The sequence below is a fragment of the Nocardioides sp. Root140 genome, from assembly GCF_001426745.1.
Taxonomy (GTDB): Bacteria; Actinomycetota; Actinomycetes; order Propionibacteriales; family Nocardioidaceae; genus Nocardioides.
Genome location: NZ_LMFI01000010.1, coordinates 1,207,912 through 1,224,625 on the forward strand (window position 1 = coordinate 1,207,912; position 16,714 = coordinate 1,224,625).

Annotated in this window: 13 protein-coding genes; 4 read left to right on the forward strand and 9 right to left on the reverse strand. The window is 70.6% G+C overall.

What is annotated here, in order from left to right:
• Positions 1-55: 55 nt before the first annotated feature.
• Complete coding sequence (locus ASD30_RS16075; protein ID WP_056683483.1) at positions 56-991, reverse strand: 1,4-dihydroxy-2-naphthoyl-CoA synthase; 936 nt, start codon at positions 989-991, stop codon at positions 56-58.
• Between the two features lie 56 nt (positions 992-1,047).
• Here ASD30_RS16075 and ASD30_RS16080 point away from each other — a divergent pair, with 56 nt between their 5' ends.
• On the forward strand, positions 1,048-1,485 hold the full coding sequence (locus ASD30_RS16080; protein ID WP_056683487.1) for a nitroreductase family deazaflavin-dependent oxidoreductase: 438 nt from the start codon (positions 1,048-1,050) through the stop codon (positions 1,483-1,485).
• Positions 1,486-1,497: 12 nt separating this feature from the next.
• Here ASD30_RS16080 and ASD30_RS16085 read toward each other — a convergent pair whose 3' ends face one another.
• The 7 genes from ASD30_RS16085 to recC all read right to left on the reverse strand — a co-directional run bounded on the left by ASD30_RS16085 (position 1,498) and on the right by recC (position 13,349).
• Positions 1,498-2,112, reverse strand: a complete 615-nt coding sequence (locus tag ASD30_RS16085; protein ID WP_056683490.1) for an ACT domain-containing protein — start codon at positions 2,110-2,112, stop codon at positions 1,498-1,500.
• Positions 2,113-2,154: 42 nt separating this feature from the next.
• A complete protein-coding gene (thpR, locus tag ASD30_RS16090; protein WP_056683494.1) occupies positions 2,155-2,733 on the reverse strand; it encodes an RNA 2',3'-cyclic phosphodiesterase in 579 nt (192 codons plus the stop codon).
• 130 nt (positions 2,734-2,863) lie between these two features.
• Complete coding sequence (locus tag ASD30_RS16095; RefSeq protein ID WP_056683497.1) at positions 2,864-4,009, reverse strand: acyl-CoA dehydrogenase family protein; 1,146 nt, start codon at positions 4,007-4,009, stop codon at positions 2,864-2,866.
• 106 nt (positions 4,010-4,115) lie between these two features.
• Positions 4,116-4,838 carry a hypothetical protein gene (locus ASD30_RS16100; protein ID WP_056683500.1) on the reverse strand — a complete coding sequence of 241 codons (723 nt, stop codon included), beginning with the start codon at positions 4,836-4,838 and terminating at the stop codon, positions 4,116-4,118.
• Positions 4,839-4,888: 50 nt separating this feature from the next.
• On the reverse strand, positions 4,889-6,682 hold the full coding sequence (gene recD, locus ASD30_RS16105; RefSeq protein ID WP_056683503.1) for an exodeoxyribonuclease V subunit alpha: 1,794 nt from the start codon (positions 6,680-6,682) through the stop codon (positions 4,889-4,891).
• The gene (locus ASD30_RS16110; protein ID WP_235532601.1) at positions 6,679-10,008 is read right to left on the reverse strand and encodes a UvrD-helicase domain-containing protein; all 3,330 of its coding nucleotides are present in this window, start codon (positions 10,006-10,008) and stop codon (positions 6,679-6,681) included. Before ASD30_RS16110 ends, recD begins: the two co-directional genes overlap by 4 nt.
• Positions 10,005-13,349, reverse strand: a complete 3,345-nt coding sequence (gene recC, locus ASD30_RS16115) for an exodeoxyribonuclease V subunit gamma (protein WP_056683506.1) — start codon at positions 13,347-13,349, stop codon at positions 10,005-10,007. Before recC ends, ASD30_RS16110 begins: the two co-directional genes overlap by 4 nt.
• A 19-nt stretch (positions 13,350-13,368) precedes the next feature.
• On the opposite strand from recC, the gene ASD30_RS16120 reads away from it, so the two are divergent.
• Positions 13,369-14,136 carry a hypothetical protein gene (locus ASD30_RS16120; protein ID WP_056683509.1) on the forward strand — a complete coding sequence of 256 codons (768 nt, stop codon included), beginning with the start codon at positions 13,369-13,371 and terminating at the stop codon, positions 14,134-14,136.
• 40 nt (positions 14,137-14,176) lie between these two features.
• On the forward strand, positions 14,177-14,914 hold the full coding sequence (locus tag ASD30_RS16125) for a hypothetical protein (RefSeq protein WP_156388742.1): 738 nt from the start codon (positions 14,177-14,179) through the stop codon (positions 14,912-14,914).
• A 20-nt stretch (positions 14,915-14,934) separates the two neighbouring features.
• On the opposite strand, the gene ASD30_RS16130 is transcribed toward ASD30_RS16125, so the two are convergent.
• Complete coding sequence (locus ASD30_RS16130; RefSeq protein ID WP_056683516.1) at positions 14,935-15,564, reverse strand: TetR/AcrR family transcriptional regulator; 630 nt, start codon at positions 15,562-15,564, stop codon at positions 14,935-14,937.
• A gap of 165 nt (positions 15,565-15,729) precedes the next feature.
• On the opposite strand from ASD30_RS16130, the gene ASD30_RS16135 reads away from it, so the two are divergent.
• A complete protein-coding gene (locus ASD30_RS16135; RefSeq protein ID WP_162250987.1) occupies positions 15,730-16,713 on the forward strand; it encodes a DUF5938 domain-containing protein in 984 nt (327 codons plus the stop codon).
• Position 16,714: the final 1 nt, after the last annotated feature.

The window sequence follows — 16,714 nt, forward strand, 5'->3', positions numbered from 1 at the left end:
AGGACCGTCAGACCTCTGACCTGCGGGTTTCGACAGGCTCAACCACCGGCGGCGATCAGTAGTACCAGGGAAACTCGGACCAGTCGGGGTCGCGCTTCTCGAGGAACTGGTCGCGACCCTCGACGGCCTCGTCGGTCATGTAGGCCAGGCGGGTGGTCTCGCCGGCGAAGAGCTGCTGGCCGACCAGGCCGTCGTCGATCATGTTGAAGGAGTACTTCAACATCCGCTGGGCGGTCGGGCTCTTGCGGTTGATCTTGCGGCCCCACTCGAGGGCTTCCTTCTCGAGGTCGGCGTGGTCGACGACCCGGTTCACCGCACCCAGTGCGTGCATCTCCTCGGCGTCGTACTCGTCACCGAGGAAGAAGATCTCGCGGGCGAACTTCTGCCCGACCTGCCGGGCGAGGTACGCCGACCCGAAGCCGCCGTCGAACGAGCCGACATCGGCGTCGGTCTGCTTGAAGCGGGCGTGCTCGCGGGAGGCGAGGGTGAGGTCGCAGACCACGTGCAGGGAGTGGCCGCCGCCGGCCGCCCAGCCGTTGACCAGGCAGATCACGACCTTGGGCATGAAGCGGATCAGCCGTTGGCACTCGAGGATGTGCAGGCGACCCAGCTTGGCCTTGTCGATCGGGTTCGGCGGGGCACCGGCGTCGACGTGGCCGTCGGTCTCGTACTCGTAACCCGCACGGCCACGGATCCGCTGGTCGCCGCCCGTGCAGAAGGCCCACTTGCCGTTCTTCTCACTGGGCCCGTTGCCGGTCAGCAACACGCACCCGACGTCGGCCGACGTGCGCGCGTGCTCGAGGACCCGCAGCAGCTCGTCGACCGTGTGCGGCCGGAACGCGTTGAGCACGTCGGGGCGGTCGAAGGCGATCCGCACGGTGCCGTGCGCCTTCGCGCGGTGATAGGTCAGGTCGGTCAGGTCGTCGAAGCCGGGCACCACGTCCCACGCCTCGACATCGAAGATTTCGGAGACTCCGTCGATCGCGCTCATGCGCGCAGGCTATCGGCCCCGTGGAATGCGCGTTCCGCCCGTGCTGTTGTAGAGGCATGACACTTCAAGGTGAGTACGAGCCCAGCGCTGCCGAATGGGTCCGCAACCAGGTCTCCGCCTACGAGGCCTCCGGCGGCGAGGAGGCGAACACGCTTGCCGACGGCCGGCCGATCGTGGTGATCACTTCACGCGGCCACAAGTCCGGCAAGCTGCGCAAGAACCCGGTGATGCGGGTCGAGAAGGACGGCGTCTACGCGGCCGTCGCCTCCAAGGGCGGCGCACCCGAGCACCCCGAGTGGTTCCACAACTTCGTCGCCGACTCTCACGTCGACCTGCAGGACGGCCCCGAGCCGCACGAGTACGTCGCCCGCCTGGCGTCCGACGACGAGCGTGCCGAGTGGTGGACACGCGCGGTCGACGCGTTCCCGCCGTACGCCGACTACCAGCAGAAGACCGACCGCGAGATCCCGCTGTTCCTGCTCGAACGGGTCTGAGCCAACCGTGCCCTAGGAGCGGGAGATGCTCACGGCCAGGCCGACGAGGTGGCTGAGGCGGGCGAGCTCCGACTCGAGGATGTCGGGTCCGCCGCGGCGTCCGATCAGGATCAGCTCGTCCGACATCAACGGCGCGGCCGCGAGCAGGTTGTTCTCGTCGCCCGAGGGCACGATCGTGGCCCGGTCGACGTCGTGCCACTCGACGGTGTCGGGTGCCGCTGGGGTGCCGTGCACACGGACCACCCCGTCCGGCGTACGACGCACGCGCGCACCCCAGTCGGCCCGGAACGTCAGGGGCAGCAGGTCGACGAGGCGGTTCAGTGCCTGTGTCGGGTGCGAGGTCAGCTCTTCGACGGCCTCGAGGTCGAGCACCAGGTTGCCGCCCGCGGCGTAGCGCGAGATCCACACGACCTGCACGCCGTCGAGCTGGTTGCACGCCGAAACGATCGAGTCGGGCATGCTCCCCGGCGCCATCTCGAGCAGCACGTCGTCGACCGCGGTGCCGTCGTGGCGGTGCTCGACGATCTCGATCGCCTCGATGTCACCGCCGGCCTCACCGATCGTGGTCGCCAACCGTCCCAGTGAGCCGGGGACGTCAGGCAGTTCGACACGGAGCAGGAACGGCATGACTCGACTGTATCGGCCCGGTGTTTCGGCAACATTGCCGTTTCACGCGCTGGCTTTCCTCCCGAGGGGGAACACCTCCACCGCTTCATGGCGCGGTCGGCGTCGCGGGCCCTCCCCGAGATGGGACTCGAAGAGGGTGATCTCGTGCGCGGTCCAGGTCGGGCCGGCGTACGCATCGAGCAGGCGGACCCAGTTGGAGACCTCCGCCGGTCGGCCCAGGCGGGCCAGCGTGACGTGTGCCCGGAACCGCCCGCCGTCGACCTCGGCTCCGGCCTTCGCCGCTGCGGCGCGGGCCCCTGTCGCCAGTCGGTCCAGCTCGATGCGGGCGGCATCATCGCCTTCCACGCCTGCCCACAGCACGCGCGCCCGGTCAGGGCCCGGGAAGGCTCCGCCGCCGGCGATCCGGAGGTCGAACGGCGTACGCCGGTGCGCGGCGCGACCAAGCCGTTCGACCAGGTCGTCGAGGTGCCGCTCGGCCAGGGCCGGACTGAACGCCAGGGTGAGGTGCCACTGGTCGGGCACGGTCCACCGGAAGTCGGCCGCCTCACGCCGCGGCTCGAGGAACTCCTCGAGGTCCTCGAGCACCTCCGCCGGCGGCACCACCGCCACGAACACCCTCACCCAAATCACGATAGTCCCTGACGTTTGGGCCCTCAGGACGCGATAGTCCCTGACGTTTCGGCCCCTCGCGGGACCGGAACGTCAGGGACTATCGCCATTCAGGGGCCGAAACGTCAGGGAGTATCGAGAACTACAGCCCCAGATCGCGGCCGATGAGCTCCTTCATGATCTCGTTGGAGCCGGCCCAGATCTTGGAGACGCGGGCGTCGCGCCAGGCGCGGGCCACGCGGTACTCGTTCATGAACCCGTAGCCGCCGTGCAGCTGGACGCAGTGGTCGAGCACGTCGTTCTGCACCTGCGAGGACCACCACTTCGCCTTGGCGGCGTCGATCGGCGAGAGCTCGCCCTTGTCGTGCGCCACGACGCACTGGTCGATGTAGGACTCGGCCACCTCGATCTGGGTGAACAGCTCGGCCAACAGGAACTTGTTGTGCTGGAACGAACCGATGCCCTGGCCGAACGCCTTGCGGTCCTTGGTGTACTGCAGCGTCTCCTCGAGGATCTGCTTGGCGTGCGCGACGTTCGAGATGGCGCAGCCGAGCCGCTCCTGCGGCAGCTTCTGCATCATGTGGATGAACCCGCCGTCGAGCTCACCGACGATGTGGTCGTCACCGAGGCGGATGTTCTCGAAGAACAGCTCGGCGGTGTCGGACTCGTCCTGGCCGACCTTGTCGAGCTTGCGGCCGCGACTGAAGCCGTCGGCGTCGGCGGGGATCGCGAACAACGTGATGCCGCGGGCACCCTTCTCAGGCGAGGTGCGTACGGCGGTGATCACCAGGTCGGCCGAGTAGCCGTTGGTGATGAAGGTCTTGGAGCCGTTGATCACCCACTGGTCGCCGTCGCGCACGGCGGTGGACTTCAGCCCGGCGAGGTCGGAGCCGCCGGACGGCTCGGTCATGCCGATGGCCAGCAGGACCTCACCGGCGGCCACGCCCGGGAGCCACTTCTGCTTCTGCTCCTCGGTGCCCAGCTCGACGAGGTACGGCGCAGTGATGTCGGCGTGGATGCCGAGGCAGGAGCCCAGGGCCGCGTTGACCTTGTTGAGTTCCTCGAACAGCACCGCGTTGAAGCGGTAGTCGTCGGCGCCGGCGCCGCCGTACTCCTCGGGGATGGAGAGGCCGAGGAATCCCTGCTTGCCGGCCTCGAGCCAGAACTCGCGCGGCAGCGCCTTGTTGGCGGCGTGCTCCTCGACGTTCGGGATGACGGAACGCTCGAGGAACTCGCGCACGGAGGCGCGGAAGGAATCGTGGTCGGCGTCGTAGATGGTGCGCTTCATGCGCCCGATCCTACCTGCTGGTAACCGGACTGCGCCCTGTGCGTTCGCACCAAGGACCCGGGCGAAATGGTGCCGTCAGCACACCCCTGGGGTCACCGCACCGGGATCAGCCGAGCGGGACGACCTGGTCGTCGGCGGGCGCCTGAGCGTCGACCTCTTCGTCGTAGTTGGTGAACGTGAACTCACCGGGCTCGTCGCCCTCGCTGGTGCTGAGCTTGAGGATGTGGTGCTTGCCGTCGACGGCGATCCACGCAGTGCTCGACTCGCCGTTCTCGTCCTCCGACTTGATCTCGACGGCGTCCTGCCCGTCGATCTCGGTCACGTCACCGACCGTCGCCTTCTTGTCGTCGTCGGTGTCGTTGAACTCGTCGAGCATCTGGTCGAGGTCGCAGACCTCCGCGAAGTCGTTGTCCGCAGGGAGCTTGGCCCACTTGTCGCCCAGCACGGCGATGATCTGCGGAGCAGTGTCGCCCGCGCTGGCCGTCCAGAAGGCCTCGTCGGCCTTCAGGAAGGAGTCGGTGCCGGTCGAGATGATCTGTGCCTGGCCACCGTTGATGGTCATCGTGCCGGTGCAGCGACCGTCGACGTCGGTGGTGAGGTCGAGCGCGGTCTCCTGGCCGTCGTTGGTGAAGTTGCCGGTCATGGTCAGCGAGGAGACGTCCTGCATGTCCTTGATGGTCGCGTCCTTGATCTCCTCCGCCGACTGGTCGGCGAAGCTCTTGCTGCCGCCGTCGGAGTCGTCGCCGGAGTCGTCGCCGCAGCCGGCCAGTCCGAAGGGAGCCAGCGCCGCGAGTGCCACAAGCGCCACGGCCTTGTTGGGGGTCCGCATGATGGATTCCTCACTGTCGTGGCCGCAGGGCCGATTCCGATTCAGGGCGACTATAGGTCCACACCCGGGTCTGCCGCGCGCAGCCTCTGCTGCAGACCGCTCGGCCGCACCGCCCGCCTGGCCACCCCGAGACGGACGGCGGCCTCGCTGCCGACCACGACCACCTTCTCCTTCGCACGGGTCACGGCGGTGTAGAATAGCTCGCGGGTCAGCAGCCGGGACTCCTCGTCGGGCAGCAGCACGGTGACCACCGTGGCCTGGCTGCCCTGCGCCTTGTGGATCGTCATCGCGTGCATGGTCTCGACCGCGTCGAGGCGGCTCGGCGCGAAGTCCAGCAGCCCCTCGGCGCCCCGCAGCACGACCCTCAGCGCGCCGTCGGACGCACGACGGATCACGACCCCGGTGTCACCGTTGTGCACGCCGAGCCCGTAGTCGTTGGCGGTCACCAGCACCGGGCGCCCGACGTACCAGGTGTCGTAGAGCGGGTCGCCGGTCACCTCGGAGAGCCAGGCCTCGACCTGCCGGTTCCAGTGGCGTACGCCGTACGGCCCCTCACGGTGGGCGCAGAGCAACCGGTGCTCGTCGAGCGCGGTCAGGGCGGCCTCCGCGTCACCCGCCTCCGCATGACGACGTACGGCGAGCGCGGCGTCGGTGATCGTGGCGCGCAGGGCACTGGCCGGGTCCTCGGCGGTGACGAACTCGACCTCGCCGGAGCCGGAGCCAGTGACCTCGCCGGAGCCCGAGCCCGCCTGCAGGGCGGCCACCGCGTCGTCGTCGCGCCCGTCGCGCAGCGCCTCGGCCAGCCTGATGATCTGCTCGGTGGAGCGGTGGTTGTCGCGCAGCGCGATCACGGTGCCGTCGTCAGGCAGCCCGAGCACCAGGTCGTTGAGCACCGCACCGGCGTCGACGGAGGCGAGCTGGTCACGGTCGCCGACCAGGACCAGCCGGGCCTCGGGACGCACGGCCTCGAGGAGCCGGGCCATCATCGTCAGCGACACCATCGACGTCTCGTCGACGACGACGATGTCGTGGGGCAGCCGGTTGGCGCGGTGGTGCCGGAAGCGGGTGCCGTTGTCGTGGCGCGAGCCCAGCAGGCGGTGCAGCGTGGACGACGTGAGGCCGGCCAGCCGGGCCCGGTCCTCTGCGGGAAGCTTGGCGGTCTCCGCCTGCACGGACTCCTGGAGCCGGGCCGCGGCCTTGCCGGTCGGGGCCGCCATCGCGATGCGCACCTGCTGGCCGTTGGACTCGGCCTGCTCGATCAGCACGGCGAGAAGTCCGGCAACGGTCGTGGTCTTGCCGGTGCCGGGTCCGCCGGTCAGGACGGTGGTCCACTGCCGGGCAGCCCGGTCGACGGCGGCGGCCTGCTCGGCGTACCCGCTGTCGGGGAAGACCCGGGCCAGCGCGGCCGTGAGGGCGGGTTCGTCCACGACGGGGGCGGGCAGCGCGCGCCGGGCCACGAGGTCGTCGCAGACCTGCACCTCCTGGCGCCAGTAGCGGTCGAGGTGGAGGAGCCCGAACTCCCAGTGCAGCACGCCGGCCGCCACCAGCGGACTCGCCTCGATCGCCGCGACCCACGCGGTGACGTCGGGCCAGTCGAGCTCGGGGTCGATCTCTGCGGCGTCGGCCGGCGCCAGGCAGACCGACCCGTGGCGCACGGCGCGGGTGACCAGGGCGACCGCGAGCAGCACGGTCTCGTCGGGCTCACCGCCGAGCGCACCCAGCCGGTTGGCCACGTGCACGTCGGCAGCGGTCAGCACACCGGCGTCGTTGAACGCCCGCAACAGGCCGTCGGAACGCCGGGCCAGGTGCCGGTCGTAGCCGTCGACCAGGTCTGAGGTCGTCATGCGCGGGCTCCGTCCAGCAGGTCGCTCAGGTCGGTGACCAGGTCGATCGGCGGGCGCCACGAGAAGACGCCCGTGGGATGGCCGTCGTACGACGGGGTGTCGGCGCCGCACATGCCGCGCAGGTAGAGGTAGAGCACGCCCCCGAGATGGGTCGCCGGGTCGTAGTCGGCCAGGCGCCACCGCAGGTAACGGTGCAGGACCACGGCATAGAGCAGTGCCTGCAACGGGTAGTCGGAGTGGCCCATCGCCGCCTCGAGCGCCTCGCGCCGGTAGTCGGCGGAGGTCAGCGGTTCGTCGAAGCCGCCGAGCCAGTTGGTCTTGTAGTCGACGATCAGGAAGGTCGGACCGACCCGGAGCACGACGTCGACCGATCCGGTGAGGTAGCCGCGGAGGTCCTGGCCGCCGAGGTTGGGGTCGGCCAGCGCGTCGGCGTACGGCAGCAGTGGATCTTCGGCGGACAGGTGTCGCCGGAGCAGCGGCGCGATGTCGCCGAGGGTGACCGGCGCACCCGGCAGATCGCCCTCGTCGCCGCCGGAGAGCGGGAGCTCGAACTCGAGCTCGCAGAGCCGGTCGGTCATCGGGATGTCGCGCAACGTGACCGGCCCGGCCAGGGGGCCGAGCGGGCTCTCGCACACCGTCTTCAGGGCCTCGGCCAGCGCAGCCGCGTCGAGGTCGACCGGCCACCGGACGAGCTGCTCGACCACCCGCTCACGCAGCTCGGCGACGAGGTCCTCGGCCGACGGGTCGGCGGTCTCGAGCACGGCGTGCACCAGGGAGCCGAAGGTCGCGCCGACCGGCAGGTCGCCCATGGGTGAAGGGACTTCCGGCCCGTCGCCGTGCCGCACGGGCACCGGCTCGATGGCGTCGGGCTCGTCGGTTCGGGGCGTCTCCTCGGGTTCGCTCCCGACACCGGGCAGGGTGGGCTCGGCGGTCTCGACACTGCTCAGGGCGGAGTACGACGTCCGCCGCCAGTGGGTGTCGACGGTGCGGCCGAACGAGCGTGCCGAGAGCTCGTCGGACGGCCGGGCCAGCTCGGCGGCGGCCAGCTGGGCCGGCACCGCGGGTGCCCAGCTCGGCCCGCCGCGCTGCTGCCAGGCGTCGAAGAAGGCCTGGGTGGCGTCGTCGTCGGACAGGGCCACGTCGGCCGGCACCACGCTGGTGCCGGGACCACGGCCGATCAGCATGCGGTGCAGCGCCGAGGTCTTCGCGTTGTTGGACGGCGCCCACCACGTGACGACCTGTGACTTGGCGCGGGTCATCGCGACGTAGAGCAGTCGCAGTGACTCGCCGAGGTCCTCCGCCCGGGCGCGCGACACGTTGGCCCCGCGACCGGGTCCGTCCTTGCCGACGTCGATCGAGCGATGTTCGTCAGACTCCGCATGGAACAAGGGGATGGAGGGATCGAAGGAGTACCTGTCGGCCACGAACGGCAGGTGCACGACGGGATATTCGAGCCCCTTGCTGCCGTGGATGGTGACCAGCTGCACCGCCGCGGCGTCACTGTCGAGGCGACGAGTGCGCTCGGAAGCGACCTGCACCTTGTCGTCGGCCATCTGCGCGCGCAACCAGGTGAGCAGGGCGACCAGGCCGAGCCGGTCGACCAGCGCCGCCTGGTGCATCGCCTGCGCGACGTGGCGCAGGTCGGTCAGGTGGCGCTCGCCGTCGACCCGGGCGAGCACGCGCGCATAGAGTCCGCGGATCACCGCCGCCTCCATGACCGCGGCGACCCCACGCAGGCTGAACAGCTCGGCCCACTCGCGCATCGTCGCGGCCACGTCGTCGGTGATGTCGGGGACCGTGTCGAGCTCGACTGCCGAGCGACCGAGGAACGACGTGAGGGCACCGCTGCGCACCCGGCTCGAACGGTGCGGTTGCTCGAGCGCCTCGAGCAGGGTCAGCCACTCGACCGCAGCCGGGGTGCCGAAGACGCTGCCGCCCCCGGCAACCACCGCGGGCACACCGATCTCGTGCAATGCCTCGCGCACCATCTGCAGCGACTTGCCGGTGTGGGCCAGCACGGCCACGTCACCGGGCTCGATCGGGCGGCCGTCGTACGTCGCGCCGGAGGTGAGCAGGTTCTTGATGTCGTGGGCGCAGTCCTGGGCGATCAGCGGACGGATCCGGCCGACCGCCACACCCCGGTTTCCCTTGGCCCGGAACTGCTCGCGGCGCACGACCCGCACCCGGAAGGGGGTGTCGTCGGGGGCACCGACCAGGCGTTGGTCCTGATGTGAGGACGCTGCCCCCACAGGTCGTACGACGATGCGCGGGTCGCCGAGCTCGGCACCTTCGAGGACGGCCTGCAACGACGAGAGCAGGGGCTGGTCGGAGCGCCAGTTGGTGGCCAGCGTCTTGCGGGTCGTGGCGGTCGCCGCGGCGGCCAGGTAGGTGACCACGTCGCCCCCACGGAAGGCGTAGATCGCCTGCTTCGGGTCGCCGATCAGCACCATGCGGGCGTGGCCGGTGAACGCCCGGTCGAGCACCTGCCACTGCACCGGGTCGGTGTCCTGGAACTCGTCGACCAGCACGACCTTCCAGCGCTGGCGCATGCGGGCGCGGGCCGGGGCGTCGTCCGCGGTCAGCGCGTGGGCCAGCTGGGAGAGCAGGTCGTCATAGCTGAGCACCCCGAGCCGGCGCTTGCGGCGGTCCATCTCGGCGCGCACCGCGGTCGCGAAACCGACCCGACGGCCGGCGCCGGTGGTGCGCTCCGCCTCGGCAGGCTCGAGCCGGGCCTGCGGGTCGTTCACCGCGGCGCGGGCCAGCTCGAGGGCCTCCGACCGGCTGAAGAGGGGGCCGTCCTCGGCGTCCGCGAAGCCACGCAGGTAGAGGTCGTCGACCACCTCGATCAGCAGGTCGTCGAGGTCCTCGACCAACCGGGCACTGGAGTCGGTGTCGCCGGCCACCCCCAGGCTGCGCAGCACCAGCTGGCAGAACTGGTGGGTGGTCGCGATGGTGGCCGCGTCGAACGATCCGAGCGCCTCGCGCACCCGGTGTCGGCGTACGGCGACCTCCTCGGCGCTGCCGGTGAGCAGCAGGTCGACCAGGTCGTTGGCCTCCCGCGCGGCGTCGGGCGTCGACAGCGCGCGCTCGGCCTCGACCAGCTGCCCGCGCACGCGCTCGCGCAGCTCCTGGCTGGCGGCTCGTCCGAACGTGACCACCAGCATCTCGTCGAGCCGGGCCTCCCCCTCGGCGACGAAACGGGTGACCAGGGCGCCGATCGTCCAGGTCTTGCCCGTGCCGGCACTGGCCTCCAGGAGGGTGGTGCCGGTGGGCAGCGGGTCGGTGATGTCGAAGGCCTCGAGGTCCTCGTGGAACAGGTCGCTCACAGCGGCCCCACCTTCTCGGCCCCGGTCAGCAACGGCGACCAGACCCGCCACGCGAACTGGCCCAACCGGTGCGGCTCGTCGTTGAAGTCCTCGTCGGCCCGCGGCGCCCCGGTCAACACCGAGATCGCCGCCTGCTCGCCGTACAACCTCACGTGGGCGGGGTCGTCGTGCTCGCCGGGTACGGCGAACGCGCGGCCACGGTCGGTCTGCCACTCGCGGTCGGCGATCTCGACCGGGTCCTTCGGGTCGCCCATGCGTGAGCGCACGCTGGCCTCGGCGTAGGCAAGGCCGGTGCGCAGGGGCAACGGGATCGGCTCGCGCAGCCCGCGGTCGTGGATGTCGACCAGCTCGCGCAGCCACTCGACCGCGCGGTGGTCCAGCGGCCCGGCCAGTGCGTGGGCCGGACCCGCCTTGCCCTTGCCGACCGCCGAGGCGACCCAGTGCTCGTCGGGGTGCGATGCGCTGAGGGCGAGCAGGTTGATCCACGACATGAGCCGTTGCCGGGCGCGCAGGGAGGAGTAGGTGACGCTGACGATCCGGTTGCCGCGCACGCCGGGCACGGTGCCGGTGAGCCGGCGTCCGTCGCCGAGGTCCACGTCGACGTCGAGGCTGCGCGGGCTGCCCTGGCGAAGCTGGTCGGTCTTCTGCACGAGTGCCTGCACGTCGGTCACGACCGCACGGAGGGTCCGCTGCCCCAGCTGTGCGGGAGGGAGGAGGCCGCGCAGCTGCTCGGCGGTCATGCTCGAGACCGGGTCGAGCCCGTCGAGCACGTCGCTCAGCAGGCGGTCACCGACGCCCCACTTCTCCAGGCCGTCGAGCTCGATCGGGATCGCGTCGCGGGTCTCCTCGGCCTCGAGCGGTGAGGCCACGTCGAGCCGGCGCCGCAGGAAGGAGCGCGCGGGGTGGGTGAAGAACTGCTGGAGGTCGGCCAGCGACACGTTGTCGGTCGGCCGGGCGGCCAACGGCTCCGTCACGAGCGGCCCGGGCGCGGAACGGGGGGCCAGCGAGGCCCGGGCCCCGGCCTCGGCGGCGGTGTCGAAGGTGAAGGTGCGCTCCGGGTCGGTGAGCCCGGGCAGCACCAGGTTGCGCCGGTCGAAGGGTTGCAGCGGGTGGTGCACGCAGAGGTCGGCGTCGGGCGCGATCCGCGAGACCGCGTCGATCAGCTCGCCCAGGGGCACCGCCGGAGGTCGGACGGCGCCGGTCTGCTCGTTGGCTCCGGTGTAGGTGACCACGAGTCGTTCGGTCGCGGCCAGCACGGCGTCGAGGAGCAGCTGCCTGTCTTCACTGCGGGCGTCGCGTTCGCCGGTCTGTGGGTTGCGGGCCAGCACGTCGTCGCCGTCCACGTGCCCGGTGCGCGGGAAGACTCCGTCGTCGAGGCCGACCAGGCAGACCACCCGGTGCGGCACGGAGCGCATCGGCACCATCGTGCAGACGGTCAGCGTGCCGGTGCGGAAGTTGGCGCGGGTGGGCCGCCCGGAGAGCCGGTGGGTGAGCAGGTTGCGCACGTCGGCCAGTCGCAGCTGGGTGGTGTCGCCGTCGCCGACCGCGTCACGGATCATCGCCAGCTCGCGCTCGAACTGCGCCACCTGCCACGCGTCGTCGCGCTCCACGTCGGTGAGCGCGAGCACACCGTCACCGAGGGCACCCACCCAGTCGTCGACGGTGCTGGCCGCCGCCATCGCGAGGAAGACGGCCTCGAGGCGGTCGACGTACTCGGCGAACCTGCCGACCAGGTCGATGTCGCCCGAGGAGACGTCGTCGACCGGCAGGGCCGCGCCGAGCCAGGTGTGCTCGCCCTCGGCCATCGCGACGCCGAGGAGCACGCGGTCGAGGCCGGCCCGCCAGGTGTTCTGGCCGAAGCGTTCGAGGGCGTAGTCGGCCCGCGAGGCGGCGTCCATGCCCCAGCGGATGCCGGAGGCCTCGACCCAGCGCGCCACCTGGTCGAGGTCGTCGTCATCGACCGCGAAGCGGTGCCGCACCGGCGGGCTGGCGAGCAGGTCGAGCACCTCGGTCGCCGCGACCCGGCCGCCGGCGATCTCGACGAGCCGGGCGGCGACCGCGAGCAGCGGGTTCGTGCTGGCCAGTGAGCGGTCGGCCAGGCGCACCCGCAGCCGGTGCGCCGGGTGGCCCTTGCCGCCGGCAACCTCGCCCAGGCCGAAGCCGGCCTGGATCAGCGGGGCGTAGGTCTCGATGTCGGGGCACATCACGAGGATGTCGCGGGGCTCGAGCGTCGGGTCGTCGGCGAGCAGCCCGACCAGCACCTCGCGGAGCACGTCGACCTGCCGCGACGGGCCGTGGCAGGCGTGCACCTGCACGGTGGAGTCGACCAGGCCCGGCACGGGATCCGGCAACGCGTTGCCGCGCAGGCCGGCCTGGAGCCGACCCAGGATCGAGTCGCTCGCCGGCAGGGTGCCCACAGGCGGCTCGTCGTCGGCCGGCACGAGCGCGAGCGTGCGCTGGAGCTCGCGGGAGTCGCGGCCGAGCGAGGCGAGCAGGGGGTCCTGCACGAGCTCGGCCGAGCGGTCCGCGGTGCGCGCCACGGGTCCGGCCGCCGACACCTCGACCAGGTCGTCCCACAGCGAGGTCGATGCCTGCGGCAGCCAGAGGTGGACGTCGCGCAGCTCACCGAGGGCACCGAGCAGCTCCGCCTCGGTCCGCGGCAGGCGGGTGTGGCCGAACAACGAGAGCCGGGCGGGCAGGTCGAGTCCGTCGCCTCCGGCGCGAAGGGCGGCAAGGGTCTCCACATGGCGGACGTCGGGTGGCGCGATGTCCTTGGCCGCCACGACGCACCGCCACAGCTCCGCCTGCCAGGCCAGGTCGCCGTCGAGCGGACCACCGCAGCCGTCGGTGTCGTCGCCGTCGCGCCAGTCGGTCAGCAGCTGCGGCCGCTGCACGGCGTACGACGCGAAGAGGCCGGCGATCCGTCGAGCCACCGAATAGCGACGACTCTGGCGCAGCTCACCCTCGGCACCACCGACCCCGTGACCGAGGTGCGTGGCGAGGGTGACGCACCACGTCTCGTCGAGGCTGGCGTCGATCACCTCGAGCACGGTCCAGACCAGGCGATCCGGGTCCCACGGGTCGTCCCGGTCGCGGCCGAGCAGCATGGAGACCAGCGAGTGGGGGCTCAGGAAACGCACACCCGCACAGACCCCGTCACCGCCGCGGGCGCCGACGCCCAGGCGGTGCGACAACCGCTGCGTGAGCCACCGCTCGACGCCACGGGCCGGCACCACGACGATCTCCTGCGCGAAGGGGTCCGGGAGCGGCTCCGACAGGAGGTCGGCCAGGCCGGACGCCAGCAGGTCCGTCCGTTCGGCGCGATGAATGCGGAGGCTCACGCGGGCTACCCTTACACACGTGTCAGACACCCGCCGCCGTATCGGTTCGCTCGCCGTCGTCGGTGTCCTCGCCCTGAGTGCTGCGCTGCTCGGTGGGTGTGGTGGTGATGACGCAGGCATCAGCGACAAGGACCTCGCGAAGGCCCTGCTCACCGCGGACGACCTCGGGCCGGACTTCAAGATCTCGCCTGACGACGACGACCACGACGATGACGGCGACGGTCCCGACTGGGGTTGCCTCCTCGACTTCAAGGACGACGCCACCGAAAAGGACGACGACGGCGACGACATCGAGGTCGAGATCGAGGCCAGCGCCGACCCGGGCATGCCCGCGGTCTTCCACGTGATCTCCAACGCCGAGAACGCCGAGCAGGCCCGCGCGCTGCTGAGCGAGCTCGGCTCCCAGGTCGACGACTGCGACAAGGTCGACACCACCGAGGACGACACCCGCTGGCAGTTCGACGTCGACTCCGACCGGGTGGCCTGGGCGGACGGCGTCAACCAGCAGATCAACGTGCTGGCCGAGGGCCACGCCACGGTCTCGGGGGTCGAGCTCCCGATCTCGTTGTCGTTCACGGCCGTGCGCGTCGACACCGCGGTCTCGCTGGTGATGTTCGTCGACATGGCCAGCGACATCGACCGGGCCCGACGCGACGTCGTACAGGTCGTGGTCGACAGGCTGACGGCCGCCCTCGACGGCGAGGACCAACCGGCAGATGCCGGGGTCCTCGAGGACTACCCGATCGGCAAGGAGTATGCCGACCTGCTCGGCGGCGCGGACGCCTGAGCCGGGGTTGAAGAAGCCGTCCGGCGGGTAGCCTGCCGCCATGACTACTCGGGGACTGGTGGCGCTGCTGGCCGCCACGATGCTGACCCTCACCGCCTGCGGCGACCAGACGGACCCGCCGAAGGACCTCGGCGCGGCGATGGGCGACCCGGCGATCCCGCCGTACAACCCCGACGAGCCGCTGGACGACGACCAGCTCGCCGAGGTCCTCGTCAACGCCTCCGACGTGGGCCCGGAGTTCAAGGAGCGCACCCAGAAGTCGCCAGAGAACGACTCGTTCGGCTGTCTTGCCAGGATCGACGACATCGACGACTTCGGGACCCCGGACAACTACCGCGAGATCGTCTTCAACGGCTCCTCGAAGACCCAGCAGTACACCAGCATCTTCGCGTCGGTCGCGTCCTTCGACCAGTCGGACACCACCGACGAGTCGGACAACGACGCCGCCCTCCTGACCTGGGGCAAGATCGACCAGCACATGAAGGCCTGCACGAAGGTCCGCACGCGTGACAAGCACGGCCGGGTGCAGGTCGACCTGACGTACGACGACTCGCTCGACGTCTCCGCCGACGGACAGTCCAGCCTGACCGGCAAGGGCTTCTACACCTACGACGGCAAGCGCTATCCGCAGGTGGCGACGTACACGGTCGTGTGGGCGGGCAACGAGATCATCACCATCGCCGCGTTCGGGGAGCGACCGGACGTGCTGTCCCGCATCCAGCCGCTCGCGAAGGCGTCGGTCGAGCGGCTCAACGCCCTGGAGAGCGCGGCCCAGTAGGCCGCGGCCAGCTCACGGGCTCAGGAGCGGAACAGCGCCGGGAGGATCGACAGGGTCTGCGCGCGCAGGGTCTCGAGTGCGTCTTCCTCGCCGTGCACGTGGGCCAGCAGCGCCCTGACGAACACGCCGTCGACCATGGCGTACGTCGTGGCGGGGGTGAACGCCGGCTCGGCGCCGGTCAGCTCGGAGTAACGGGTGACGATGCGCCAGATCATGTCCTCGAGCAGCCCGTCGATCACCTTGACCTGCTCGCGGAACTCCTCCTCGAACATGCTCTGACCGCGCAGGTCGTACCAGAGGCGGTGCATGGGCGCCTCGTCACGCAGCGTCTCGACCAGCTTGTCGATGAAGCCGGCGACCAGCTCGTCACCGGTGGTGGCGGTGGCGACGACGTCGTCGTACCGCTTCGAGCACTTCGTCTTGTAGTAGCGGACGCAGTGGATGATCAGGTCGGCCTTGCTGTTGAAGTAGTAGTGCACCACTCCGTGGGAGAACTCCGAGTGCTGGGCGATCTCGCGCAGCGAAGTGCGGGCATAGCCGAGCTCGCCGAGGGTGGTCAGCGCGGACTCCGCGAGCTGGGTACGCCGCTCGTCGTACTTCTCGTCACGCGTGCGGGGCGTGCCCCGCTTCTTTCCCACCGTCTCCGTCACGGGCTCATCGTATCGGTGCCGTTCGGAAGTGTCCCTACCCAATCTTGACGATTGTCAAGGACATTTGCCTCGAATTGCTTGACGTTTGTCAAGTCACCTCCCAATCTGAAGGAGGACTGCCAGACTGGGCAGGACGAGCTTCCTTCCCCTTTTGTTGGAGTATTTGTGACACCTTCACCCGCCGTGATCCACGGCCAGGCGGGACAGTTGAGCCGGGCGATCGCCGACCAGCTCGACGTCCTGGGCGTCCCGTTCACGCTCCTCGAGCCGCAACGCGACGACGCCGACAACCTGGCCGCGCAGTTCACCGGTGCCACGGTGGTGATGAACCTGTTCGGGCCGTTCGCCGACACCGGCCACACCGTGGTGGAGGCCGCCCTGCGCGCCGGGTGCCACTACCTCGACGCCTCCGACGAGATGGACTGGCTGGTCAAGGCGCGTGAGACCTGGCACCAGCAGTTCGTCGACGCCGGCCTGGCCCTGGTTCCCGGCCTGGCCCAGCCGTTCGCGACGAGCGAGATCGCCGCCCAGCTCTCACTCGAGACGCCGGGGGCCGAGCTGCTCGACGTGATGCTGCTCTGGCAGGGCGCCTCGGCACCCTCCTCCGCGCTCCAGCTCCAGCGCGTGGTGAAGGAGAACGGCTTCGACCTGGCCGACGTCCTGTCGTGGCCGATGGACCGCACCCTTCACGTGCGCCTCCCCGAACACACCGAACCCGGCCTGGCGATCCGCCTCGACGACTCTCCCCACTGTCTGTGGTTCGGCCAGGACGACCGCGTCACCGAGCTTCGCGCGTACGGCGGCGCTGCCGAGCGCTCGTCACTTGTCAGCCTGATGAGCCACCCCTCGGCCGAGCATGCGGTCGCCGAGGGTCGCAGCCCGCTGGCCATGGACCAGACGGTCGACGCGTCGATCGACTCGGTCTGGTCCATGGGCTCCGGTCGCCGCACCCACGTGGTGCTGGCCGGCACGTGTCCCTACGCGCAGACCGCAGTGCTCCACGCGGCGGCGACCCGTGCCCTGCTCACCGGCGGCGCGACACATGCCGGGTTCGGCTCCGGCTCCCAGGCCTTCGGGCACCGCTTCCTGCTGGATGCCCTCCAGGAGGCCGGCGTCATCGAGCCGCCGGTGGTCACCATCGGCGCCTGAG

What these genes read in the sequence shown, in the direction of transcription:
- ASD30_RS16095 (WP_056683497.1), bottom strand. Translation starts at nt 4,009, where the DNA reads ATGAAGCGCACCATCTACGACGCCGACCACGATTCCTTCCGCGCCTCC.
- ASD30_RS16080 (WP_056683487.1), top strand. Translation starts at nt 1,048, where the DNA reads ATGACACTTCAAGGTGAGTACGAGCCCAGCGCTGCCGAATGGGTCCGC.
- ASD30_RS16085 (WP_056683490.1), bottom strand. Translation starts at nt 2,112, where the DNA reads ATGCCGTTCCTGCTCCGTGTCGAACTGCCTGACGTCCCCGGCTCACTG.
- ASD30_RS16125 (WP_156388742.1), top strand. Translation starts at nt 14,177, where the DNA reads ATGACTACTCGGGGACTGGTGGCGCTGCTGGCCGCCACGATGCTGACC.
- ASD30_RS16075 (WP_056683483.1), bottom strand. Translation starts at nt 991, where the DNA reads ATGAGCGCGATCGACGGAGTCTCCGAAATCTTCGATGTCGAGGCGTGG.
- recD (WP_056683503.1), bottom strand. Translation starts at nt 6,682, where the DNA reads ATGACGACCTCAGACCTGGTCGACGGCTACGACCGGCACCTGGCCCGG.
- ASD30_RS16100 (WP_056683500.1), bottom strand. Translation starts at nt 4,838, where the DNA reads ATGCGGACCCCCAACAAGGCCGTGGCGCTTGTGGCACTCGCGGCGCTG.